General features: G+C 39.8%; 15 protein-coding genes and 1 tRNA gene. 2 read left to right on the top strand and 14 right to left on the bottom strand.

Annotated features, from left to right (window positions below; translation table 11 throughout):
* Positions 1 to 3 precede the first annotated feature (3 nt).
* Both AACZ73_RS17215 and AACZ73_RS17210 read right to left on the bottom strand, forming a co-directional pair.
* Entirely contained in the window at positions 4 to 249 is a 246-nt protein-coding gene (locus tag AACZ73_RS17215) for a hypothetical protein (protein ID WP_339879768.1), read from the bottom strand.
* A gap of 129 nt (positions 250 to 378) precedes the next feature.
* A tRNA-Arg gene (locus tag AACZ73_RS17210) sits at positions 379 to 452 on the bottom strand.
* A 181-nt stretch (positions 453 to 633) separates the two neighbouring features.
* On the opposite strand from AACZ73_RS17210, the gene AACZ73_RS17205 reads away from it, so the two are divergent.
* Positions 634 to 1389 carry a porin family protein gene (locus AACZ73_RS17205; RefSeq protein ID WP_339879767.1) on the top strand — a complete coding sequence of 252 codons (756 nt, stop codon included), beginning with the start codon at positions 634 to 636 and terminating at the stop codon, positions 1387 to 1389.
* A gap of 50 nt (positions 1390 to 1439) precedes the next feature.
* Here the strand turns inward: AACZ73_RS17205 and AACZ73_RS17200 are convergent, their stop codons facing one another.
* Both AACZ73_RS17200 and rpoN read right to left on the bottom strand, forming a co-directional pair.
* Complete coding sequence (locus AACZ73_RS17200) at positions 1440 to 2060, bottom strand: PA-phosphatase (RefSeq protein WP_339879765.1); 621 nt, start codon at positions 2058 to 2060, stop codon at positions 1440 to 1442.
* The gene (gene rpoN / locus AACZ73_RS17195; protein WP_339879763.1) at positions 2060 to 3514 is read right to left on the bottom strand and encodes an RNA polymerase factor sigma-54; all 1455 of its coding nucleotides are present in this window, start codon (positions 3512 to 3514) and stop codon (positions 2060 to 2062) included. The genes AACZ73_RS17200 and rpoN overlap by 1 nt, the downstream gene beginning before the upstream one ends.
* A gap of 176 nt (positions 3515 to 3690) precedes the next feature.
* On the opposite strand from rpoN, the gene asnS reads away from it, so the two are divergent.
* Positions 3691 to 5142, top strand: coding sequence for an asparagine--tRNA ligase (gene asnS, locus AACZ73_RS17190; RefSeq protein ID WP_339879762.1), 1452 nt, complete (start codon positions 3691 to 3693; stop codon positions 5140 to 5142).
* An 89-nt stretch (positions 5143 to 5231) separates the two neighbouring features.
* Here asnS and AACZ73_RS17185 read toward each other — a convergent pair whose 3' ends face one another.
* The 10 genes from AACZ73_RS17185 to AACZ73_RS17140 all read right to left on the bottom strand — a co-directional run bounded on the left by AACZ73_RS17185 (position 5232) and on the right by AACZ73_RS17140 (position 18690).
* Positions 5232 to 6419 (bottom strand): MFS transporter, encoded by a 1188-nt coding sequence (locus AACZ73_RS17185; RefSeq protein WP_339879760.1) that lies wholly within the window; start codon positions 6417 to 6419, stop codon positions 5232 to 5234.
* A gap of 60 nt (positions 6420 to 6479) precedes the next feature.
* A complete protein-coding gene (locus AACZ73_RS17180) occupies positions 6480 to 7949 on the bottom strand; it encodes an NAD(P)H-hydrate dehydratase (protein ID WP_339879758.1) in 1470 nt (489 codons plus the stop codon).
* A 2-nt stretch (positions 7950 to 7951) separates the two neighbouring features.
* Positions 7952 to 9265 carry an MFS transporter gene (locus tag AACZ73_RS17175; protein WP_339879756.1) on the bottom strand — a complete coding sequence of 438 codons (1314 nt, stop codon included), beginning with the start codon at positions 9263 to 9265 and terminating at the stop codon, positions 7952 to 7954.
* A 61-nt stretch (positions 9266 to 9326) separates the two neighbouring features.
* Positions 9327 to 9788, bottom strand: a complete 462-nt coding sequence (locus tag AACZ73_RS17170) for a biopolymer transporter ExbD (RefSeq protein WP_339879754.1) — start codon at positions 9786 to 9788, stop codon at positions 9327 to 9329.
* A gap of 2 nt (positions 9789 to 9790) precedes the next feature.
* Positions 9791 to 10426, bottom strand: coding sequence for a biopolymer transporter ExbD (locus AACZ73_RS17165; RefSeq protein WP_339879752.1), 636 nt, complete (start codon positions 10424 to 10426; stop codon positions 9791 to 9793).
* Position 10427: 1 nt separating this feature from the next.
* The gene (locus AACZ73_RS17160) at positions 10428 to 10757 is read right to left on the bottom strand and encodes a hypothetical protein (RefSeq protein ID WP_339879751.1); all 330 of its coding nucleotides are present in this window, start codon (positions 10755 to 10757) and stop codon (positions 10428 to 10430) included.
* Positions 10758 to 10814: 57 nt separating this feature from the next.
* Positions 10815 to 11621 carry a MotA/TolQ/ExbB proton channel family protein gene (locus AACZ73_RS17155; RefSeq protein ID WP_339879749.1) on the bottom strand — a complete coding sequence of 269 codons (807 nt, stop codon included), beginning with the start codon at positions 11619 to 11621 and terminating at the stop codon, positions 10815 to 10817.
* A 614-nt stretch (positions 11622 to 12235) separates the two neighbouring features.
* Positions 12236 to 13819: a glycoside hydrolase gene (locus tag AACZ73_RS17150; RefSeq protein WP_339879747.1), complete on the bottom strand. Its 1584-nt coding sequence runs from the start codon at positions 13817 to 13819 to the stop codon at positions 12236 to 12238.
* 48 nt (positions 13820 to 13867) lie between these two features.
* Positions 13868 to 15565 carry a RagB/SusD family nutrient uptake outer membrane protein gene (locus AACZ73_RS17145; RefSeq protein ID WP_339879746.1) on the bottom strand — a complete coding sequence of 566 codons (1698 nt, stop codon included), beginning with the start codon at positions 15563 to 15565 and terminating at the stop codon, positions 13868 to 13870.
* 11 nt (positions 15566 to 15576) lie between these two features.
* On the bottom strand, positions 15577 to 18690 hold the full coding sequence (locus tag AACZ73_RS17140) for a TonB-dependent receptor (RefSeq protein ID WP_339879745.1): 3114 nt from the start codon (positions 18688 to 18690) through the stop codon (positions 15577 to 15579).
* Between the last annotated feature and the right edge of the window lie 126 nt (positions 18691 to 18816).

The following is an 18816-nucleotide window of genomic DNA, read 5'->3' as shown; positions in this document are numbered from 1 at the left end:
ATATTATTCGCAGGAATAGTTAGAATAATCATCTTTAAAGACTGACCAAAGTTTACCGTTTTCATCCCGGTAAGTAATTGCCTGAGTACGTCTACTTATTTCCATATTCCCATAGCTCACTATACTAGCTCCCGAAGTGAGAATTATAGTACAGGGGCCTTCGATTTCCACTATATCCACCAGCTTAGTTTCTTCGAAGAGACTACAACCGGATAAGAGTAGGAATACAACAGAAAGAATTTTTTTCATTTAAATCTTTGCAGGAAAGTATGGTAAGGCTAAAATGGCTAAAAATAATTTCTAAAAAAAAGAAGATCCTAACAGAGAATAGTTTAAAATCAAAAAAGCTTCATAGAAATCTATGAAGCTTTTACTTTGTGACCTCGTCAAGATTCAAACTTGAAACCTCCTGAGCCGTAATCAGGTGCTCTATTCAGTTGAGCTACGAAGCCGAATTGGAATGCAAAGGTATCTAAATTTCGATTTTATGCAAATACTCCTACGCAAGAATTTTATAATTTTCTAAACTCCGCCTCGTTTGTCCTTAAGAATAATTAAGATCAAAAAAGGGGTAAATCCTCCGGGATTTCCTATTTTTGCCCGCATTCAATGCCTTTTAAGTAAACAAATTTGATGAAAAAAATATACACCTTCCTGCTAGCTTTTGTTTTGATTCAAGGAGCCTTTGCTCAGGACAGCCTGCAAATCGCCAAAAAACCAAAGACTCCCATCGGAGGAAGACCAAATATTCCAAGCGATCTAAAGTTTGAATTTGGATTTAACCAACTCAACAACAGATCGGAAGATATGAGTATCAATTTCTTTGCCTCACGTACTTTCAATGTCTACTATCAATATCCTATTTCAATTTTTGGAGAGGCTTCTGGTTTCACCATGGATTTAGGCATTGGGGTAGGAACTGATAAGTATGCCTTCAAAGACGATCAAACTCTATATAATAATCCTGCTCTCGGTCCTGAGTCAAGTGTCTTAAGAGATATTACGGATGTATTGGGTGACGACATTACTATCAATAAAAATGTGGTAGCTGCTAATTACTTTGACATCCCTCTTGACTTTACTTACCACTTCAATAAGAAAAACTATACAAAAGGTTTTCAGGTAAGTGTTGGAGGTAAATTTGGATACCTCTATGAATCTCACACAAAAGTGAAATATGAAGATTCAAACGACCTTAAGAGGAAAATTAAAGACTCTCAGAATTATGGCTTTGAGAAATTTCGCTACGGCTTGTCCTTAAAAGCAGGTTCTCCTGGATTTTATGCATGGAGCTACATAGGCTTGAATCAAGTCTTCCAAAAAGGTCTGGGGCCGAATGGAACTGAGGCAAGTCAAATCAACTTTGGTATTGCGGTGAATGTATTTTAATATTCCTCACACATTTTCAGAAAACTAGCCGGGCAATCGTCCGGTTTTTTTTATCCCCAAATCCAACTGAAGCCTACAAAGCAAATCAAAAAACCAAAAATAAGTCCCACATAGATTTCAATCGGTTTGTGAGCATTCAAATATAATCTTACTGTTGCTACCAAACCCGTCAACACCAACGAGCCTAGCAAGGGATATAATGGTTGAAAATTAGGAAATTTCAATCCCATCACCAATACTGCTGCGATCACCCCTCCCATTCCAGTCATATGAGCAGACATCTTCCAAATTAACGTCACCATGGTGAGGACAACTATTGCCAGAGTAATAACTCCTAATATTTGCCATAATATGGGATCCAACTCCTTTTTTTGATATAAAAAATAGACGGTGAGAATGTAATAAATACTGGTGACAGTAAATGGAATGGCCCTATCCTTTAGCTCTGCCATGTGGATACTTTTGAGCGTGCCCATAAAGCGCAATCCAAAAATAGTAACCATTGGGATTACCAAAGTAGATAAAGCTATTAGATAAAACAGGTTGCTTTTGAATGCTTCAGGAATACTTGTAGCCTCTGGGACCAAAAACAAAACCAACCCAAATACTAGACTAGGAGCTACCAAAGGCTGTAAAAGGACTGAAACAATGATCGAAAAAATTCTTCGCACTACAGTTCTTTTCTTAATCTTGCTACTGGGATTTGGAGTTGCTCCCGATATTTAGCGACAGTCCTCCTGGCGATATTATACCCCAATTTATTGAGCATTTTTACTAGCTTATCATCCGAAAGCGGTTTCTTCTTATCCTCAGCATCCACCATACCTTGTAGTACAGATTTCACTTCACGGTTACTTACATCTTCTCCGCTATCAGTAGCAATGCCCTCAGAGAAGAAATATTTGAGCGGATAAACACCAAACTCGGTTTGAATGGCTTTACTGTTTGCTACTCGGGATACTGTAGAGATATCCATATCAATGCGCTCCGCAATATCCTTTAAAATCATAGGGCGAAGATTTGTTTCATCACCATCTATAAAAAACTCCTTCTGATATTGAAGAATTGCCTCCATAGTCCTTAAAAGCGTGTTTTGCCTTTGCTTAATTGCATCAATAAACCACTTGGCAGCATCCAGTTTTTGTTTCACAAAAGTGACAGTTTCCTTAAGCTTCTTATCTTTTTTGTCACTTTTATCATAAGCATCAAACATCTCGGAGTACGACCTTGAGATTCTCAGTTCAGGAGCATTCTTTGAGTTTAAGCTTATTTCAAATTTCCCGCCAATATTGGTGAGCATAAAATCAGGAATAATGTACTGTGTCCGCACCAGTCCATCAGCCACTCCTCCTGGTTTTGGATTAAGTTTGGTTATTAAATTGACTGCCTCTTTGGTCTCTTCATCTGTAAGATCACAGCGCTTTTGTATTTTGGAATAATGCTTCTTAGTAAATTCATCAAAGCAGTCCTGCATAATTTTCAATGCATTCTGTACGGTCGGGTCGTCTGGATGCTCCTTACGCTCTAATTGAATTGTGAGACATTCCTGAAGATTCCTAGATGCAATACCGGCTGGATCAAAGCTTTGAATCTTTCTTAAGATCTCCTCCAATTCGTCAACATCTGTTTCAATATTTTGGCTGAACGCCAAATCGTTAATTATTGCATCAAGATCTCTTCGGATATATCCGTCATTCTCTATACTTCCGATCAATTGCTCTCCAATAATTTTTTTTCTGTCATCAAGTCTTAAAAAACTCAATTGAGAAACTAGCTGCTCGTGCAGGGATGACTGGCTGGAAATGGGAATTTCCCGGTCTTCTTCATCAGCATTATAGTTGCCATCACCTTGCATTTTGTATCCACCATACTCATCGTCTAGGTAGTCATCAATATTTACATCACGATCATCCTGTGAAGATTCCTCTTCATAGTTATCGTCAAAGTCGTCATCTGCACTTTCTTTTTCTTCCGTTTTGCCTTCCTCTAAAGCAGGATTAATCTCGAGTTCCTCTTCGATTCGGGTATCTAATTCGGCCGTTGGCACCTGAAGCAATTTTATAAATTGTATTTGCTGAGGCGACAGCTTCTGGGAAAGTGATTGGCTAAGATTTAGCTTTTGCATTCAGTATTGGGTAAAACCTGCTGTTTGGGTTCAAAAAAGGCCTTTTCCCCTGAAAAAGCCCTTATGCCAAAGTTATGAAAAACGAGCAATTTTTTGATAAAAAGCTTATTTAATCGTTTTTTTGCATTCCTTTAAATTATTAGCGGATAATAAATCCTGCATTAACAAATCACCAAATGGCATTTAACAAACGAGTCAAAATCAAGACCATCCTGGATTCAAGTCCTATCGGGTCAGAAGTGACGCTCATGGGCTGGGTTCGTACAAAAAGAGGAAACAAAAATGTTTCATTTATTGCACTGAATGACGGATCCATCATTACCAATTACCAAGTGGTGGCAGACCCAAATCTGATCTCAGAGGAAATTCTTAAAAAATGTACTACCGGCGCATGTCTTAAAGTCACCGGAAATGTAGTGGAATCACAAGGGGCAGGGCAAAGTTCTGAGTTGAATGCTACCTCGATCGAGGTTTTAGGCGAAGCTGATCCTGAGAAATATCCTTTACAGCCTAAAAAGCATTCCATGGAGTTTCTACGGGAAAATGCTCACTTGAGAATGCGAACTAATACGTTCAGCGCAGTTTTTAGAGTTAGACATGCACTTGCCTTTGCTGTACATAAATATTTTAACGATAAAGGATTTTTCTATATCCACACACCTATCATCACTGCTTCTGATGCGGAAGGGGCTGGAGAGACATTTAAAGTAACTACACTTGACTTGCAAAACCCTCCCAAAAATGAAGGTGGAGGAATAGACTACAAGCAGGATTTCTTCGAAAGAGAAACTAATCTGACTGTATCAGGTCAGTTGGAAGGTGAATTAGCGGCTATGGCTCTTGCGGACATTTATACTTTTGGCCCCACGTTCCGGGCTGAGAATTCAAATACTACTCGCCACTTGGCAGAGTTCTGGATGATCGAACCGGAGATGGCATTCTACGATGCAGAAGATAATGCTGATCTAGCGGAGGAATTCTTGAAATATGTGATCCGATATGCATTAAATAATTGCGCAGAAGATCTTGCTTTCCTTGACTCTAGACTGCAGGAAGAAGAGAAAGTAAAGCCAGTTGATCAGCGAAGCGAAATGAGTTTGATGGATAAGCTGAATTTTGTTGTAGACAATGACTTTGTAAGACTAACATATACGGAGGCAATTGATATTCTTCGAAATTCCAATCCTAACAAGAAAAAGAAATTCTCTTACCTAATTGAAGGTTGGGGAGCAGATTTGCAGTCTGAGCACGAGAGATTCTTAGTGGAGAAACATTTTAAGAAACCCGTTATTCTGACTGACTATCCAAAAGACATCAAGTCTTTCTACATGCGTCAAAATGATGATGGTAAGACTGTTGCTGCGATGGATATCCTTTTCCCTGGAATCGGTGAAATAGTTGGAGGATCTCAGCGTGAAGAGCGTATGGATGTGCTCACTGCGAGAATGGAAGAAATGAATATTCCTCAGGAAGAAATGTGGTGGTACTTAGATACGAGAAGATTTGGTTCTACACCCCATGCGGGTTTCGGACTGGGCTTTGAACGAATGGTGCTCTTTGTCACAGGCATGGGAAATATCAGAGATGTAATCGCATTCCCTCGAACACCAGGAAACGCAGAGTTCTAAATCTTAAATCCCCGTCAGAAATGTCGGGGATTTTTTTTGTATCTAATTTGCCAAGGTTTAGTTTCCCTTTCTTCTAACTTTTGAGTTCATTAACTTACCACCTTAATTCTTTTAGCCAGCGGAATACAAATTATACTACAAGCAATAGCGATGTAGCCTACTACATTATAATTGGTCAGCTGTCCGGCAGCATTTTCACCGATGATTATCCCGGCCAACAAGGAAGCACTTCCTGTAGCCAATTGCTGCACGGCAGAATTAAAGCTTAAAAAACTCCCCCTGTTTTCAGGTTTAGCTGTTCCTGTGATAATAGCAGCGGCAGGTACATATCTCCCATTGGAGGTCACAAAAAACATTGTAGAAACCATCAGTACAAAAGGAATGGGTGTAACGCCCAAATTCGTAATGATGGCAATAGGAATCAAATTCAGAATCATAAAAATGATAAAGATCTTATGCTTTCCAAACTTATCAGAAAGCTTGCCTACCCATGGGGAGGTGAAAATGGTAAATGCTCCTCCTGCCATATAGATATAGGTAAGCTGAAGCTCAGTGAAGCCAACATTTGCCACAGTATAAGGACTTAAGAAAGGAATTATCATAAATTGTCCAAACATCATCATCACCGATAATGTGATGGCTCGCATTTGATTAGAATCACTAGTCACCCGGCGAATCACGAGCAGAGGATTTGGTCTAACAATATCATTCTTGAGATGCTCTGTAATATTTGGAATATACTTGACGATCATACCTAGACTTAGAACTGAAAGGCCAGTAAGTATAAAAAATGGCGTGTGCCAATCTGATAAGCTGGCTAAAAACAAACCTAGAGGGACCCCTAGGACTGACGCCACTGAAAATGCTGCCATCACCAAGCCCATGGCTCTTCCCCGTCTTGAATCAGGAATAACGTCGCCAATAATTGCCAAAATCAAAGCTGATGTCAACCCTCCAAACAAACCGGAAATTACTCTCGCAGCCAAGAGAACCGGATAGCTAGGTGATAAAGCACAACCGAGGGTAGAAATAGCAAATCCTACATATACCCACATCAATATTTTCTTTCGGTCAAAACGGTCTAATACAAAGGCTCCAAAAAAGCTGGAAATGCCTGCACTGAAAGTATAGCATGATACAAGCAGACCAAATTCACGGGGAGATATTTCAAAGATTCTCATGAGTTGAGGACCCAAAGGCATCAGAATCATGAAATCAACGATATGTATAAAATTAATGGCCGCTAAGGTCCAAAGCAGAAGCTTCTCTTTGTTCATAATAAAAAGGATATGAAGAGAACCTTAAGGCAATTGATAAAGTTTGCCTACGAAAAAAAATTATGATATATCTAATTTAATATATGTTGCAGGGATGGCGGAAATAATATCACTTGCGATCATTGACCTTCTCTTTGATTCAGAAGCTATCTCACCCGCCAATCCATGATGGAATACTCCACAAAGGGCAGCATTCTCAGGAGTATATCCCATTCCCAAATAAGAAGTGATCATACCAGTGAGGACATCTCCCGAACCTCCAGTAGCCATGTACTTATTCCCAGATGAATTTACAATCTGCCTTCCGTCCGGCAAGCTAACGACGGTATTAGCTCCCTTTAATAATAAAATCAATGCGTTATCAACTGAAAACTTTTTGGCTTGCTCAAGTCTTTCCAAATGATTACTGGCTTTCCCCGCCAGTCTAGTGAATTCCCCTATATGCGGAGTTAATATGGAATTCTTTGGTACTAAAGGAAGTAAATCTGGATTTCTAGCTAATAAATTAAGACCATCAGCATCTATTACAATGGGCTTTTTAAAATCATTCAAAAACTGCCTGAATAAACGTATGCGGTTTTCTGTTCCCCACCCCGGTCCAATACCCACAGCATCGTAAAACTCAGGGTTTGGAATCAAACCCCAAGAAGCCATGGCCTCAGGTACAGCGGCTTGAATGATAAATCTCTCAGAGTCCTCCATGTGGCAAGTCACTAAGCCGGACCCCGTACGGAGTGCACTTTTAGCACATAGAATAAGTGCTCCCATCTTACCCGGACTTCCACCTATTAAAAGGATTTTGCCCATGTCTCCCTTATAACTGAATCTATTGAATACGGTATGTAAATTGGGTACATCCGACGCTTCTAAATAATAAAAAGAAGAAACAAGGTCGTCATAAGCTTCATCAAGCAAACCGATTTTTACTACGACCAACTCTCCCACATACCTTGCATTCTCAGGAAGGATCAGTGAAAGTTTAGGGAATGCGAAACTAACTGTGAAATCAGCCTCAACAGCTAAGCTACTAACAACTGAATCAGAAGGGAGTCCAGAAGGGAGATCCACAGAGATAACCTTCCCTTTAAATTCATTTAAGCACTCGATAATCTTAATTGAATTTGCTCTCAACTCACCTTTCAATCCAACCCCTAAATAAGCATCAATTAAAATTCCTCCTTGAGCAAATTCCCAATCCTCAAAATCAACAACTGAAATTGAATCTGGAAGTAATTTGAAATTGGTTAATGAATCCTGGCTTAATTTATCTATAGAGTCAAAGCACTTGAGGATTGAGATGGAGTAAGAATGAGTAGACAAGAGTCGGGCAATTGCCAAACCATCTCCTCCATTATTTCCTGCTCCCACAGCTATTTGAATACTATTCTCCGTAGAAAATCCTTGCTCTAAAAACCAACGAACAAAAGATTGTGCCGCGACTTCCATCAACTGATGACTGCTTTGCCCGGTCAAACTTAAATGTTTTGAATCAAGCTCTTTAACTTGCGATCCAGCTAATATTTTTTGCATATTTATAAGCTTTCAGTACCAAACCGCTTTTTGGGGATAGTGACTAAAAGTAGAAAACCTAGGCCAACTAGAAAAAATATTCCCAGTGAAAGTGCAGAGTTTCTCATGCTTCCTGTGATTTGCTCGATAAATCCATATGAGAAAGTTCCGAGTACGATTGCCAGTTTTTCAGTGACATCATAGAAGCTAAAATAAGATGCATGATCTGTTGTATTTCTTGGAATCAGCTTTGAAAATGTAGATCTGGACAAAGACTGAATTCCCCCCATAACAAGTCCGACAACAAATGCCAAGGCGAAGAATTCATAGACAGTATAGACGTAATAGGCTCCGGCACAAATACCAACCCAAATCAGCACCATTATCACCAAGCTAAGTTTGTTACCATACTTTTTTGAAATAAAAGCAAAAAAATAGCTACCCGCAATCGCAACTATCTGTATAATCAAAATAGTCATGATTAGTTGATCACCAGGCAAGCCAAGTTCCTTATCACCAAATGTGGCTGCCAGATACATTACAGTCTGCACACCCATAGAATAAAAGAAAAAAGAAGCTAAGAATCTGTACATTACTTTAGTCTGTTTTACTTCCATCCATACCTTTTTTATCTCTTGGTAGCCTTTAAGTAAAATTTCCTTCTTTATATCCTTTCCATATGGATTGTGGGGAAGTACTCTGAAAGGAATCTGGGAAAAACCGGCCCACCATATTCCTGTAATCAGAAATGAAAAGCGAGCAGCCATGCCATCATCTGAAAGCATGAACCAGGAGGGAAACTGAATCATAAGCAAGTTCAACACTAATAGCAATACACTACCAATATAACCAAGTGCAAAGCCTTTAGCACTAAGAAGATCATACCTATCCGGCGTAGAGATTTCAGGTAGATAAGCATTATAAAATACTATACTACCAGCATAACCAACACTAGCTAAGACACTGAAACAAATACCCCACTCGAGATTATGTCCATCAAAAAAGTATAATGCAATGCAGGATAATGAGCCCAAATAAGCAAAAAACTTCATAAACTGGAGCTTCTTGCCACTTGCATCCGCAATACCTGAAAGTATGGGCGATATCAATGCTATAACTAAGAATGAGAAAGAAATCGAATAGGAATACAAAACCGTATTGACGATTTGAAAGCCAAAAAAGTCAACCTTATCATCGGGATTGATTCCTCTGGTTACACTATTAAAGTAAACCGGGAAAATGGTAGAAGTAATAACAAGACTATATACGGAATTAGCCCAATCATACATTGCCCAAGCATTTTGGACTTTTTTAGTATTAGTAAGAGATGCCAGCATGTTATAAACAAAAAAAGCTACCCCAAATAAGGGATAGCTTTAACACTTTAATAAAATATTATTACTGAGGAACTTTACCTATAGATGCATAAAGAATTCTTCTTGCATCGGCTTCTCTTAATTCAGATTGAACGTCTGAGATAGGTCCCATTTTAACATCTCTGTCTGCTTTCAACGAAATCGTAATCAATCCGCGGTCAGATTCTGCAAGCATATCGCGCTCTTGGTTTACCCACTGAACAATCTCAGGAGTATTGATAAGAGCATCGTTCGCCTGCACTCTTGGCTCAGTACCATAAAGAGACGTATTCTTTGGCTTCCCGATAAAAAGATAAGATATAAGCGTCTTCTTTTGAAGCTTCTGAAGCTGTGTAGCCTGTGGAATCTTCTGTTCTACTAACAAATCTTGTTCTCTTAGCACAGTTGTTACCATGAAGAAAAACAACAACATAAAAACAATATCTGGAAGTGAAGCAGTAGAAATTGCTGGCTCGACTTTTTGGTTTTTCTTAAACTTTGACATATTTAATTCCCTCCAATCTTGTTAGGTTCTGCAATTGATATTGCCATAGGAATACCTTCTTTACCTTTGTCCTGCAGACTGACTTCAGCGTCTGTTTTACCGGTCAAAGCTCTGTATTCGTCTGTGCTTAAGTTTACACGTGCAGCATAGATATCAAAATATGCCTTTTTTGCCATGTCGAATACTTCCAAATATTTATCATAACTAGTTCCCCTGTCAGTCTTAATTGACACAACAGCTTCCCCTGGATCATCAGAAGATTCTGGATCTCTTGCAGCCAACGCTTTCACAGATGCAGGAAGCGTATTATACAAAGCAGTTCCTTCTTCATCAGGAGATCCGAAGTTTAAGATGAATGCTTTTATTTCTTCGTCAAGTCCTTCAGGATTATCTCTAAATTCCCCTTCCACCAAAAGCTGATCGTTAGCATTAAGAAGAATTGTAAATATATTCCTGTCGTTCTTATCAATCTCCGGTGGAGGATTGTTTGGATCAAGCTTTGGAGGCAGGATATTTAATATACCCTTATCCGATGCAATTGTGGTAGTGACAAGAAAGAAGATCAGCAGCAGGAAGGCAATATCCGCCATAGAGCCTGCATTGACCTCCTGACTCATTCTATTTTTCTTTCTGGCCATATTACTTTATTGCTTTTGTTACTTCAGTCAAAACGATGCTACCAAGAGCTACGATAGATAGAATATAAGTGGTGATGAGCATTCCGCCGACAATTTGAGATCCGAATGGAGTCAAGTTGAAAGGAGCTGCTTCAAATTTTGGAAGAACTTCATTGCTGGATATAGAATAAGCAATGAAGAACAAAACAACTATACCAACAATTCCTATTGCAGTTTTCATCAAGCTTTTTGGATTATCCAAGGACTTGATTAGAGGCATTAAAACTGCCGCCACAATACCAATTGCTACCAGGATGTAACTTCCATATAATAAGATGTCATAAGTATCCATAATGTAGTATTTCTTTGAGGTTAATGTATATTTAAAAGGTTATGCAAACTTGACTGCTTATTTGCCAGTCAATTTGTGCCTAACCAAAATATCAACCAATGATATAGAAGCATCTTCCATATCGTTCACCAAAGAATCAATTTTAGACACACAGTAGTTGTAGAACAACTGAAGTATAATCGCTACGATCAAACCAGCAACTGTAGTCAAAAGGGCGATTTTGATACCACCTGCTACTAGAGAAGGAGAGATATCACCGGCAGCTTCAATTGAGTCGAAAGCTCCGATCATACCGATTACAGTACCCATGAAACCCAACATTGGAGCTAGGGAGATAAATAGAGAGATCCAAATTAGACCTTTTTCCAATCTACCCATTTCCACAGAACCGTAAGCAATAATAGATTTCTCCACCATTTCGATTCCTTCAGAGTATCTCATCAGACCTTGAGTAAAGATAGAAGCTACTGGGCCTTTGGTGCTCTTAGTAACATCCTTAGCTGCCTCTACTCCACCTGTTTCTAGAGCGTCTTCCACTTTGATCAACAATTTCTTTGTGTTGGTCGTAGAAAGGTTCAGGGTGATGATTCTTTCCAAAGCAACTGCTAGACCCAAGATCAAACAGATCAATACTGGAGTCATGTAAAGAGGGTCACCTTCGATGAATTTGTCCTTTACAATTTGGTGGAAACTTTGCTCCTCTTCGACGATTTCATCGTCAACAATTGTAGGAGATGCAGCAGGCTCAACTGCTACTGGTGTTGTTTCTTCTTGTGCTGCGGTATCTTCTGCTTCTTGTGCGTTAGCAATAACAGGTGCGAAAAGGATGCCTGCAAGCATGAACAAAGTGATTAACTTTCTCATAATGTGGATTTTAAATAGACTTTTGATAAAGGTTAAATGGTTTCTACTCTATAATCGAGTTTTAAAGTTATCATTTTTTAAATTCAAAAAACAATCGACTCTTTTAGATTTTTGTGAAAAATCAGGCTTAATCTTGAGGATTAGGCAAGCTTTTACACGAACGGACATAATTCCTTATACATTAGAATAGGACACGTACCTCCAAAACTCATCGGTAAGGTTCTTATTTTTTCGCAGAAAGAAAAATAAAATTGTCACAGAGACTACAGCTTTTTTTTATTTTATCAGAAAATCCTGATTAATTGGAATTTACAAATTGTAACAATGGACAACTATTTTACAATGTTTGTCTTTTAACTATGTTAAGTTGCAAAATTTAGCTAAGAAAGTAACCATAGTTTACTTCTAGATTAACAAATTTTAAATTTTTACGAGTTTTAATTCTATGTTTTAAATCCTAAATCAACCTTATAAAAGATTAATTATTTTTTTCTTTTTTAATAAACTGAAGGTCTTTTAGAACAGAATATCCTGAAAGCTCATCGTATGTCTTCCCTTTTTATAAAATAGTGAGACAAGGAATCGTAACTATTCCAGTATAAAAGTTATATTTTTTACTTTTCAGTCAACATGGTTACAATGGACCTCGCCGGAATACTAAAATATTTTCCCTCTAGAGCAACCTCTGCAGACTTCAAATCCTGATCTTTTGATGTTATGTAAGCAGCTTTAATAGTTGGGCTATTTCCATCTCCTGAAAAATTAACTTTCACTTCCTTGATTCCTGAATTGACTATAACTAAGACTACTTCATCTTCATCCTTGGCTTTATAGGCAGAAACCAAAAGATCAGGAGACTGTTGTTTTTGATTATCAATTTCCACAGCGATCCGCTGATAACCGGGTCTGATAAACTTGCTATAATTACCCAATGCCCAGAGCATTTTGCTTTCATAGTAAGCACCATCTTCTTTCTCCTTATCAATATATATTAATCCATCCTTATAATTATAAGGGGAAATAGCAATCCACCAATGCCAGGCACTAGCGTTGGATACAGTAAGATCATTGTGAATTACCCTTGCCAAATACAGTGCAGGGTCTATTCCTAGGTCTCTGCCATTGCCGTTTATCTCACCACCATTATCTCCTAAAATGCAGTATTCACTCATCCAGTAGCTCAACCCTTCTACGGTTTGAAGTGAAGTGAAAAGATTTGTACGCTGCTGTACTGCTGATTCGAAAGGAGAAGTGGTGAAGTAGCTATGGGCTGAAATAGTCGGACTTACATGATCCAAATCTCCAATATAATTCGGCGATCCAGTCTTAAAAAAATCGGCTATCTGCTCCCCTCGCCCATTCTTATCAGCCTGCTCATAGAGATAATTGATCTTGCCTGCTTCGGCGACATCGATTTTGGTCGACAGGTTCCTTTCGCTTAAAGCCTGATTCACAGCTTTAGCTATTCCTGCTATTTCGTTATTCCAAAAAGGTGTTCCCTCTTGCCCTCCGTCTGACCAATCCCATTGAGGTTCATTTACCGGACTTACATAATCTACCTTCAATCCTTTCTGTTCCAAACCTTGGATAACTTGGGCCAGATATTCACCATAGGCTTTAAAGTTTTCATTAGCCAAATTTGACTGTCCGCCATTTGCAAAGGCTTTTCCAGTTTTAGTTAGATATACTGGAGGGCTGTTTGGAAACACCAGCAACTTGTCCACACCAAATTCCTGGGCAGCTTTAGCGAACCAAACTTGGCCTGCTTGCCTGCTCCAATTGTAAGATCCATCAGCTTCCAAAAAAGATTCCGCTCTCCTCCACTCATCGCGGATTCCACTTTCTTCCCCTTGCTCAGCACTACCTGCCCCAATATTAAACCGCCAAAGTGACAAGCCTATTCCCTTTGGATTACCATCTGAATCATTCTCATTACTAAAAAGTAGTTCTGCAATGGCATTTCTCTTTTGATCTGGCCAAAGTCCAACGTATTGGACGGACCATGCGTCCGATGCTCCAAAATGCTCCATCAACTGATACTTCTCACTTGGGATGATATTGATCTCAATGGTGTCTTCAGGGTTTGTCTGACTTTGTTTTTCCTGACCTGAGCTCTGACAAGCAAAAAGAAGAGCCCAAACACCAAAAAGAAAAGCCTTGGGAAACATGCTTTTACCAATCATTTTTCTAATTGTCATAGTTTAAAGTTTTAAAAAAGGGGAAACTTAAAGCTTCCCCTTGAACTATTAATATCCTGGATTTTGCTCCAACTGATTGTTTGAAGCCAATATTTCAGATCTCGGAATCGGTAACCAATAATTTTTTTGCTGAAACATTTTCCCGTTCAGCGATACCTTTCTGGTATAGCTTAAGCTACCATCTGCAGACTTCACAATTTCAATACCGTAAGCGGGTGTATTTTCCACCTCTTCAGCAGTCATCCATCTTCTCACGTCGTAATAGCGATGCTCTTCAAACGCAAGCTCTATTCTTCGCTCATGATGAATCCTCTCTCTCATTTCATCCTGGCTCAGTCCTGCTGGCAAAAGTGGCATTTCCACTCCAGATCTACTTCTAATTGAGTTGACTGCTTCATATACGCTCGCATCTGGACCTACAGCTTCATTCTGCGCTTCTGCGTAGTTTAGCAAAATCTCGGCATATCGGAAATAAATCCAATTTTGTGTCCCAGCCACTTCCCAAGGATTTCTGATCGGCAGATCTTCGTCAATAAATTTCCTTAAGTAATATCCTGTCTTACTCGTATTCCAGTTGGAAGGTCCACCTTGGCTGTCTTTTCCATTTGGCAAGAATGTTTCAACTTCTCGCTCTCTGTAAGGAGCTCCATTATACAAAATGCTTTCGTAAAATCTAGGATCTCTATTTTCATAAGGATTGCTGGCCTGCTCCTCATTGTCCCAGCTAAAGGCTGTCCCATCCATCATTTCATAGTCATCGACCAAGTTTTGAAGGGGCACATTTCCACCCCAACCATCATAACCATTAGGCCCATTAGCAATCTCTAGTGCGGTATGTCTTGCATTGATGTTGTAATACCTTGCAAATATGATTTCAGAATTGCTCTGAGGTGTCAAAAACAGTTCCCCATAGCCATTTTGATAGAGACTATATTGACCAAGATCAATTACAGCTCTTGCAGCCTGAGCTGCTTCCTGCCATTTCTGAGCATCACTACCCCCATCGTTATAAAGAGGACTCGCCGCATATAATAATAGCCGAGATTTCAACGCAAGTGCAGCTCCCTTAGTAGCTCTACCTTCCTGCCACAAACTACTATTTGTCTGGGGCAATACTGAGGCAGCAGCATCCAGCTCCTGAGCGGCATATGCAATTGCATCCTCCTTCCCGATGCGCTCGTAAAAAGATGGATCTGTGAAGTCATCTCCCAATTGAGCTACATTATCGCCCATGAAAACTACGTCACCGTAGTTTTTGATCAGATCAAAATAGCGGAAAGCACGGATAAACTTTAGTTCGGCAATCAGTAAGTCCTTACCGGATTGGCTCATCTCTAGTTCGCCAATGTTTGCCAAAGCATAATTCACCTCTCTGATACTTCGGTAAGATCTTCCCCAGAAAGTCCCAGCGATCCCAGTATTCTGCGGTGAAAGCTGGCCTTGCTGGATAAACCAAGTGTTGTCATCATTATTATAAATGGACTCATCCGTCAATGAGCTCCACATGGCATATTCAAATCCTCGGCCGAATCCAGGCTGATAAGAATCCCCCTCTTTATTGGTTAGTCTTACTCCTAAGTATCTATTGATAACGTATGCCTCAAAAAGCGTGGAATCCGAAAGTATTGACGCATCAGACACTCGATCTGTAGGCACTACATCCAGAAAATCTTCCTGACAGCCTCCCAGCAAAATTCCGCTCAAAGCAATACCCAAAAAGGGCTTTAGTATATTTTTAGTAGTCATTTTGGTCGGGTTTAAAATTGAATATTTACACCAAGGTTGATGATTTTCTGCTGCGGGTAGAACTGGCCGCTTTCGTTGGATCCTTCCGGATCATAATCCTTCACACCAGTTAGGGTAAATAGGTTGAATGCATTTGCATAAATCTTCAAGCTACTGATAGAAAGCTTATCCAAAATAGGCTGAGGAATATTGTAGCCAATCTGTACGTTTTTCAATCGTGCGAAAGTTGCATCATTCAACCAAAAGTTATTGCGGTACAAACCCCCACTTACAGCAGAAGAAGCTCTTTCACTGACTCTCGGATAAGTTCCATCAGGATTGCTAGGCGAGTAGCGGTTATCTGCCCAGCTGCTGTAAAAGTTTCCTACTGTTCCTGATTCAGGCAATACATATTGGTTCACTTGGGACTGTCCTGAAATTACTGCTGAGAAATCCCAGTTTTTCCAAGCAGCATTCAACGTTACGCCAAACGTGATCTGTGGGATATTTCCATACTTAGTTCTGGTCATATCATCCGCATTGATCTCGCCATCACCATTAAAGTCCTCATAAATCAGGTCACCCACAATAGCACCAGGTACATGGGGGGTACTGTCAAGTTCCTCCTGGCTTCTGAAAATTCCGATCGCATTGTAAAGCAAATACGTATTCATGGGGTTACCAGTCTGACGCTGATAATCCAAAACCCCTGCTGCTTCATCGATGTAGACAATTTCATTTTTTGCGTAAGTAAAATTACCTGACACCCCAAAGCTGAACGCTCCTTCATGGCGATAGCCCAAAGTAGATTCGAAACCATGGCTTTTTACTTCACCGATATTTTCGGCAGGAACTAATGATTGGTAGGTATCACTTCCATCATCGTATGGATTCACAATACCGGATGATCCGGGAATTGAAGAATTTCTTATTGTCAGGATCTTGCTTCTGTCCTGTTGAAAATAAATGAACTCTGTTGTGAAATTCTTCAACCAGATCGCATTGAAGCCTATATCAGTCTTTGTCGCTACTTCCCAGGTAATATTTGGATTGGAAAGTCGGGTAAGATCTATCCCCGTATGAACTACATCACCCAACACGTAGCGATTATTGAAAGAGTAATTGTCGAAATACTGGAACTGACCTACGTTGTCATTACCCAGTTTACCATACGAAGCTCTAAATTTCAGATCATCGAAGAAACCAACTTTTTCTCTAAACCAGCTCTCTTCTGAAATTCGATAGCCTACAGAAAGAGATGGGAAAAAACCATATCTACTATCTGCGGGGAAATTGGACGAGCCATCAACTCTCATCTGCAATTCTGCTAAATACTTCTCATTATAGTTGTAGGCAAATCTGCTCAGGTAACTTTTTCTAGTATAGTTGTAGCTACTTCCCCAGTTGTCATAATCTGAAGCTGCTGCTCCGCCTTGTGATAATTCAGGAGTCTCGGCGGTAGGAAAATGAAGTCTGGATGCTCCTAAGGTATGGGATCTATTTTCGCTTTGCTCATAGCCTGCGAATGCGTCAATAAAGTGATCCCCAAAATAGTGCTTGAAGTTGAGGCGGATATTGGATACTATCATAGACTGAGAGTAATGTGTCTCCGAAAGTGTCGCTTGCTGATCTGGTCCTCCGCCCACTACTACTGGATTGTAAGCGTCAGCAGTACGATCGTAATTATATAAAGTGTAAGGCTTACTGAAATTTCTGGTTCTATCTGAGCTTTCATCTACAGACAGGAATCCTTCAGCAGATAATCCATCTAGAAAACCAAACTCATATTTACCTCTCAGAATACCATTGAATACATAGCGTGGATTTTGGTTTAATCCTCCTTGTTCCGTGGCCATGATTACCGGATTGGAGTTCTCGATTCCAGAAGAGGGAAGACCATTAGGATATACAGCTGCCACAGTCGGGTAAGCCCTATAGATTGAGCGGAATATATCTCCTGCTCCGGAAGTAGGATATTGTCTATCTTCTTTTCTACCGGAGAGAGATAATCCCACGGTAAGTTTATCCGTAATATCTGCATCTACGTTGGAGCGGAAGCTGTATTGATCATAACGAGTCGCTCCGTCTTTATACAAGCCATCTTGTCCTGTTTTGCCTAATGACAAAAAATAGGTCACATTATCCGAACCTCCTCTAATACTTAGATCATGCTGACTTTGCAACGCTGAATTGTTCAATGCAGCAGCTGCCCAATCGGTATTAGGATAGTTCAATGGATCAGATCCGTTTCTAAACATTCCCAATTCCTCTTCTGAATAGATCTGATTTAATCCGCCTTGTGAATTATTGTAATAGGCAATTTCATTTCTGATCTGACCATAAGTACCCGCATCAGCCATGTCTGGAAGTCTTGTCGGGGAAGAAAATCCTTGATTGAAGCTGTAGGAAATTACCGGTTTTCCAGATTTACCACGCTTAGTAGTCACCAAGATAACCCCATTTGCGGCTCTGGAACCGTATATCGCTGCCGAAGCATCCTTCAAAACTGAGATGCTTTCAATGTCATTCGGATTAAGACGCTCAAGACCACCAATCTGGCCCGGTACTCCATCTACTACTACGAGGACATCATTATTTCCAGTGGTGGCAAGACCACGGATGCTGATACTGGAGCCATCATATCCAGGTTCGCCGCCTCTGTTATTGGCAATGATTCCGGAAAATCTCCCGGAGAGTGAGTTCGAAATATTCGGTTGCGGACTATTTTTCAAATCTCTCCCTTCTACTTGTGAGATCGAACCGGTTAGGGTTGCCTTCTTCTGCTCACCATATCCTACCACCACTACTTCATTAAGTGATTGTTCATCAGGTACAAGTTGAATACTGATTGTGCTTTCGCCACTTTGGATTATATGCTCCTGTGTTACATATCCGATAAAGGATATACTTAAGGTAGCATTTTCAGTGGGAGCAAATGACAAAGTGAAATTGCCATCCATATCTGTCACAGCACCAATGGTAGTGCCTTTCAATAAAACGGAAGCTCCAGGGAGTCCTGCTCCAGTTTCGTCTAGTATCTGGCCTGTGATCTTTTCTTGACCAAATACATTGGGCACACTGCACATCATTACTAGCATAAATGATATACAATACAGCCATGCCCTGGCTGGTAATTGTGTTAGCATGTTTTTTAGGTTTTTGTTAACTATTAACTTTCGAAACTTTAGAAGAAAAATCTTAAGGTTTCTTAAGCAATGTTCTGGAAAAAGCCTGCAAAACACGGGGCATAAATCAGCAAATTAAGGGGCATA

It is taken from the genome of uncultured Algoriphagus sp. (assembly GCF_963974835.1).
In the GTDB taxonomy this organism is placed as follows: Bacteria; Bacteroidota; Bacteroidia; order Cytophagales; family Cyclobacteriaceae; genus Algoriphagus.
This window is presented reverse-complemented; position numbering and strand designations above follow the sequence as displayed.